Annotated in this window: 4 protein-coding genes and 2 pseudogenes; 4 read left to right on the forward strand and 2 right to left on the reverse strand. The window is 63.3% G+C overall.

The window, feature by feature from the left end:
• Positions 1–358 (reverse strand): annotated as a pseudogene (locus EOD15_RS28865) (tetratricopeptide repeat protein); the annotation flags it as partial.
• 141 nt (positions 359–499) lie between these two features.
• On the opposite strand from EOD15_RS28865, the gene EOD15_RS28870 reads away from it, so the two are divergent.
• The 3 genes from EOD15_RS28870 to EOD15_RS28880 all read left to right on the forward strand — a co-directional run bounded on the left by EOD15_RS28870 (position 500) and on the right by EOD15_RS28880 (position 3090).
• Positions 500–925: a DUF3775 domain-containing protein gene (locus EOD15_RS28870; RefSeq protein ID WP_013530064.1), complete on the forward strand. Its 426-nt coding sequence runs from the start codon at positions 500–502 to the stop codon at positions 923–925.
• 186 nt (positions 926–1111) lie between these two features.
• Positions 1112–2167, forward strand: a complete 1056-nt coding sequence (locus EOD15_RS28875; RefSeq protein ID WP_164761578.1) for an extensin family protein — start codon at positions 1112–1114, stop codon at positions 2165–2167.
• Between the two features lie 116 nt (positions 2168–2283).
• Entirely contained in the window at positions 2284–3090 is an 807-nt protein-coding gene (locus EOD15_RS28880; RefSeq protein ID WP_127318564.1) for an extensin family protein, read from the forward strand.
• Between the two features lie 12 nt (positions 3091–3102).
• On the opposite strand, the gene EOD15_RS28885 is transcribed toward EOD15_RS28880, so the two are convergent.
• Positions 3103–3816 carry a gamma-glutamylcyclotransferase gene (locus EOD15_RS28885; RefSeq protein ID WP_127318566.1) on the reverse strand — a complete coding sequence of 238 codons (714 nt, stop codon included), beginning with the start codon at positions 3814–3816 and terminating at the stop codon, positions 3103–3105.
• Positions 3817–3926: 110 nt separating this feature from the next.
• Between EOD15_RS28885 and EOD15_RS28890 the strand changes: the two are divergent.
• Positions 3927–4625, forward strand: a pseudogene (locus tag EOD15_RS28890) (LssY C-terminal domain-containing protein); the annotation flags it as partial.
• Positions 4626–4719 lie beyond the last annotated feature (94 nt).

Raw genomic sequence — 4719 nt, forward strand, 5'->3', positions numbered from 1 at the left:
CCTCGTAATAGCCGAGGCCGACGGTGACGCGGCCGGAATGGCGGTGCGAATAGCCGAGATAGTTGAGGATGCGCGGATCCTGCTTGTTGGCGGCAAGGCTGAGCACGGAGATCGCCTCGTCATAGCGCCCGGCCATCGCCAACGCGTGGCCAGCATCATAGATGCTGTCGTCGTCGAGCATGCCCTCCTGGGGTGCGACGCACTTTTTCTTCTTCTTGTCCCAGACTTCGCCCTTCTTGCATTGGGTGACCGTCTGATCGCTGCCGCCACTGTCACCGCCGGCGGCGAACACCGGAACGGCAAGGAACTGCAGCGCGACAAGGGCAGTCGCCACCTGGATCAGCACTCTTTTATGCATCGAAGCCTCCTGGAGGGTGAGAATGCAACACTAACGCCGGTCGGCTTGCGTTTCATCCCGGAAAATTGCGTGCGGAGAACATCAGGTGACGGATGCCGCAAATCCGCTATCATCCGGCAAACGACCTGAGGGAGACGGCCCTTGCAGCGGCGGCTTGAAAAGGACTGGGAGCTTTCGATCGGCCCCGACACGGTGCGCCTGTTCATCCTCAAGGCCAAGGCGCTGAGTGCGGCCGTCAATGAAGACTATGCCGATGGCGCCGAGCATGAGGTCGAGCTCGACGGCGAGTCCCATGTCAACCATCACCATGACGGCCTTGCCGAGGAAAGCTCCGAGAATCTGACCGAGGAAGAGCTGCGTGAGCTGATCAACGACCTCAATGTCGATGAAGCAGCCGAACTGATCGCGCTGGCCTGGGTCGGTCGCGGCGACTACGACGCCACCGAATGGGCGGACGCACTGGCGGCCGCGCGCGAACGCGCCAACAAGCGCACCGCAAAATACCTGCTTGGCATGCCACTGCTCGCCGACTGGCTGGAGGAAGGGTTGGAAGCGATAGGTGCGTAACGGAGCGGTTACCGTTCGTGATGAGACCAAGGCAACTTCCTCGCGTCGGCGCCGTTGACGGCGATGGGGTCGATTGTCTTTTCCCGAACATTCAGGATCGCGTTTGTCATGGCCGTCACGGCTTTGCTGGTGATGCCGGCCGAGGCGAGACATCGCCATCGGCATCACGAGCCGTTGACGCCGAGGATAGAGCAGCCGTTGACTCCACGAGCCGAACAGCGCCTCAAACAGCGAGGCGGAAAGCACCTGAAACCACGAAGACACCGATCGGTGACGCCGAAGCAGGCGCAGCAGAAAACGCTGCCGCCGCTGCCCTTGCCTGCCGATGTTCCGGTGCCCGGGCCCAATATTCCGGTGCCCGAGCCACGCCCGACGGACACTCCAAAGGCCGACGCTGCAAAGACCGGGGAGCAGAAGAAAGGTCCGAACACCGCCGGCGCGCCCGACCGTAACCCTGAAGAAAAATCCCGCCGGGAAAAGCAGGCACTTCCCGAGCCGGCTCCCCAACCCTCAACCGATACGAAAAGCGAACCGGAGCCGCCCGCGGTCGCGCCAACGCCGACACCAAAACCCGACATCGCGGAGCCCGAGGCTCAGCCGCCCAACGTTGGCCCGCAGCCGCCGCAAAAGCCGGCCGATGCAGACGACGAGAAGATGCTGCCCGATCCGCGCTCGGCCGACTTGCCCGATGAAAAAATGCCAGCCGAGGAAGTCGCATGCCGCGAACGGCTGAAGACGCTCGGCGTCGAATTCGAAGTACACAAGGCGGAAAGCCAGCCCGAAATCGGCTGTTCGATCCCCTATCCCATCGTGCTGAAGAACCTTGGAAAGTCCGTCGCCATCGGCCCCGGCACCGAACTCAACTGCAAGATGGCCGAGGCGATGGCGCGTTTTGCCGCCGATGTCATCCAGCCGGCGGCGAAAGCCGAATTCGGTGAGGACCTGAAATCGATCGGCCAGGCATCGGCCTTTGTCTGCCGGCCACGCAATGGCACCCGAAAACTGTCGGAACACGCCTTTGGCAACGCGCTCGACATCGCCAGCTTCACGCTATCGGACGGCAAGAAGATCGAGGTCGGCCCGGCGCCGCCCGAGAAGGACGCCAAATTCCTCGACGCCGTGCGCAAGGCGGCCTGTGGTCCCTTCAAGACAGTGCTCGGTCCGGGCGCCGATCCTGATCACTCCCTGCATTTCCATCTCGATCTCGAACCGCGCCGGCATGGCGGCACGTTCTGCCAGTGAGCATGGCTGATCCAGGCCGCGTGCCGCAATTCGGCCGCAGGCATGAACGCGGGCGCTGAGTTTTCCTTTACCCTTGATCGTTAAAATGCCGGATATCCATCAACGGGATTCCGCCAATGGCCGGCAAATTTCGGGCCGTGTTTTTCGCCACCGCGCGCCAGACAAAATATGCAGCAATGCTGACCGCCGGCCTGGCGCTGGCGGCGCTTTCCGCCTGCAACACCGGCAGTGTGCTGTCGCTGCAGCCAGCCGTCGACGTCGGCGCGCAGACGGCTGCCGTGCCGCAATATGGCGGCATGCAGAAGCTTGTCCCTTCAAATCCGTACATGACGCAGACCGCTTATCCGCGCATGGACGAGCCGATGTCGCCGGTCGAGCAGATGCCGGCCAGCGAAACCGACTGCCGGCAGCAATTGAAGCGTCTCGATGTCGCCTACACCGACCTGGCGCCGATCCATGAAGGCCAGTGCGGCATCGATTATCCGGTCAAGGTTTCGGCCATCGGCAACATCCAGATGAAACCCGCGGCAACCCTGACCTGCGACATGGCCGCCACCTTTGCCGGCTGGACGAAGAACGAGCTCCTCCCCTCCGCCCGCTGGCGCTATTTCTCCGGCGTCAAGACCATCCACCAGGGCTCCAGCTATTCCTGCCGCAGGATTGCCGGCGAAGGTGTCCTGTCCGAGCACGGCAAGGGCAATGCGCTCGACGTCATGAGCATCGAGCTCAACAATGGCGACGACATCGACGTGCGCAAGCCCGGCCTGTTCGCTTTCCGCACCCGCGGCTTCCTCAACAATGTGCGCGCCGACGGCTGCCAGTACTTCTCCACCGTGCTCGGCCCCGGCTACAATTACGACCACCGCAACCATTTCCATTTCGACATCAAGAACCGCAAAAACGGTTATCGCGCCTGCCGTTAGGGAGAGATCAGCCTAATCGGCGCCACCGGTTGAAGCGGCGATTTGCCGTGCAACCAAGTCCTGGATGCGCCAGAGATTCCGGTCGCGGATGCCGCTCTCTTCAAGCTTGCTCACGGTCCTGAACAAATACTGCGCCGAAGAGCCCCAATGACCGGCAGCTCGTGCCAGCGTGTCGGCAACCTGCTCCAACGGCAACCGGCCGGCATAGGCGCTGCCGTCCGGCGCGGCGACGAAAGCCAGGGCACGCAGCGGCCCGTCCCTGGTCTTGACCTTGATCCAGCATGGCACGTTGGTTGGCGGGTTGGCATCGATCTCGCGGCGCATCAACTGGCCAAGTTGCCCGAAATGGTCTTCCGCGGGCAGCCGATAGACGATGCCGCTGCAGCTGCCGCCTCGATCGAGCGCCAGCATCAGGGCCGGCAAATCGCGGGTTCCGCGCCAGCGGGTCAGTTTCAGGCAGAACGAGCGGTGCCATCCCGGCGCCGTGGCCGGGCGCTGCTCGACATAGGCGAATTCGGGGTTCCAGATCAACGACCCGTAGGCAAAGACCCAAAGCGTCTCGGGACGATGCTGCGAAAGCAGCTTGTCGACCAGGCCATCGAACTCCGCATCGGTGTGCTCGCTGGTTCCGGGCTCTGGCCCGGGATCAGGCTCGACACGCTCCACTTGCGCGACAAGCTCGGCGGTCAACGCCATTGGCTTGCGGCCTGCCAGCTTCCGCTCCATTGCTGCCCCCGCGAGGAAACGATGGCCCACGATAGACCGGCGGCGCGCTGCTGGCCATTGATTTCCAGGGTCCGGCAGGCAACAGATACCGCACGGATCGGGCGGCGTTCATGAGCCAGCGAAGTTTTCGGCGACGCGTTGCAATCTGGGTGGCGACCTTGCTGGCCGCCTATCTGGCGCTCGCCTATTTTGCCGCACCGGAATTCTGGACGTTTCACGATCGCGGCTTTCGCAAACACAGCTTCGAGATGGTGACGCACACGCCGCAAGGCATTCCGGGCGATCCCATCAATGTCGGTCTTGTCGGTACGCGAAAGGAAGTAGTGCACGCCTTCGCCGTCGCCGGCTGGGACACCGCCGACGCCGTGACCCTGAAGACCGCGATCGAGATTGGTGAAAGCGTGCTGTTCGACCACCCCTACCCCGATGCGCCGGTCAGCAGGCTGCTGTTCGATGGCCGCGCCCAGGATCTCACCTTCGAAAAGCCGGAGGGCCTCAGCGCCGACCGCCGGCATCATGTCCGCTTCTGGCTGACCGATGCAAGCGGCGACGATGGCCGGCCGCTGTGGCTGGGCTCGGCCAGCTTCGATCGCGGCGTCGGCCTCAGCCACGACACCGGCGCCGTCACCCACCATATCGGCCCCGACATCGACGCCGAGCGCGATTTCCTGATGCGCGACCTGGCCACCGCCGGCACGCTGATCTCGACCAGCGATATATCGGGCGTCGGCGCCACCAGTACGGGACGCAATGGCGGCGGCGATCCCTATTTCACGGATGGCGAGGCAATTGTCGGCGTGTTGAAGCAGTTGCCCTGGCCATCGCAAAAGTCAGTTCGTGGTGATCACGATCTTGCCGAACGGCCCTTTCTCCAGATGCTGCAAGGCTTGCGGCACCTCGTCG

The sequence above is a fragment of the Mesorhizobium sp. M7A.T.Ca.US.000.02.2.1 genome (assembly GCF_003996995.1).
Classification (GTDB): domain Bacteria; phylum Pseudomonadota; class Alphaproteobacteria; order Rhizobiales; family Rhizobiaceae; genus Mesorhizobium.

Excerpts from the sequence above, each read along its gene's own strand:
- EOD15_RS28880 (WP_127318564.1), top strand. The coding sequence starts at position 2,284 with ATGGCCGGCAAATTTCGGGCCGTGTTTTTCGCCACCGCGCGCCAGACA.
- EOD15_RS28885 (WP_127318566.1), bottom strand. The coding sequence starts at position 3,816 with ATGGAGCGGAAGCTGGCAGGCCGCAAGCCAATGGCGTTGACCGCCGAG.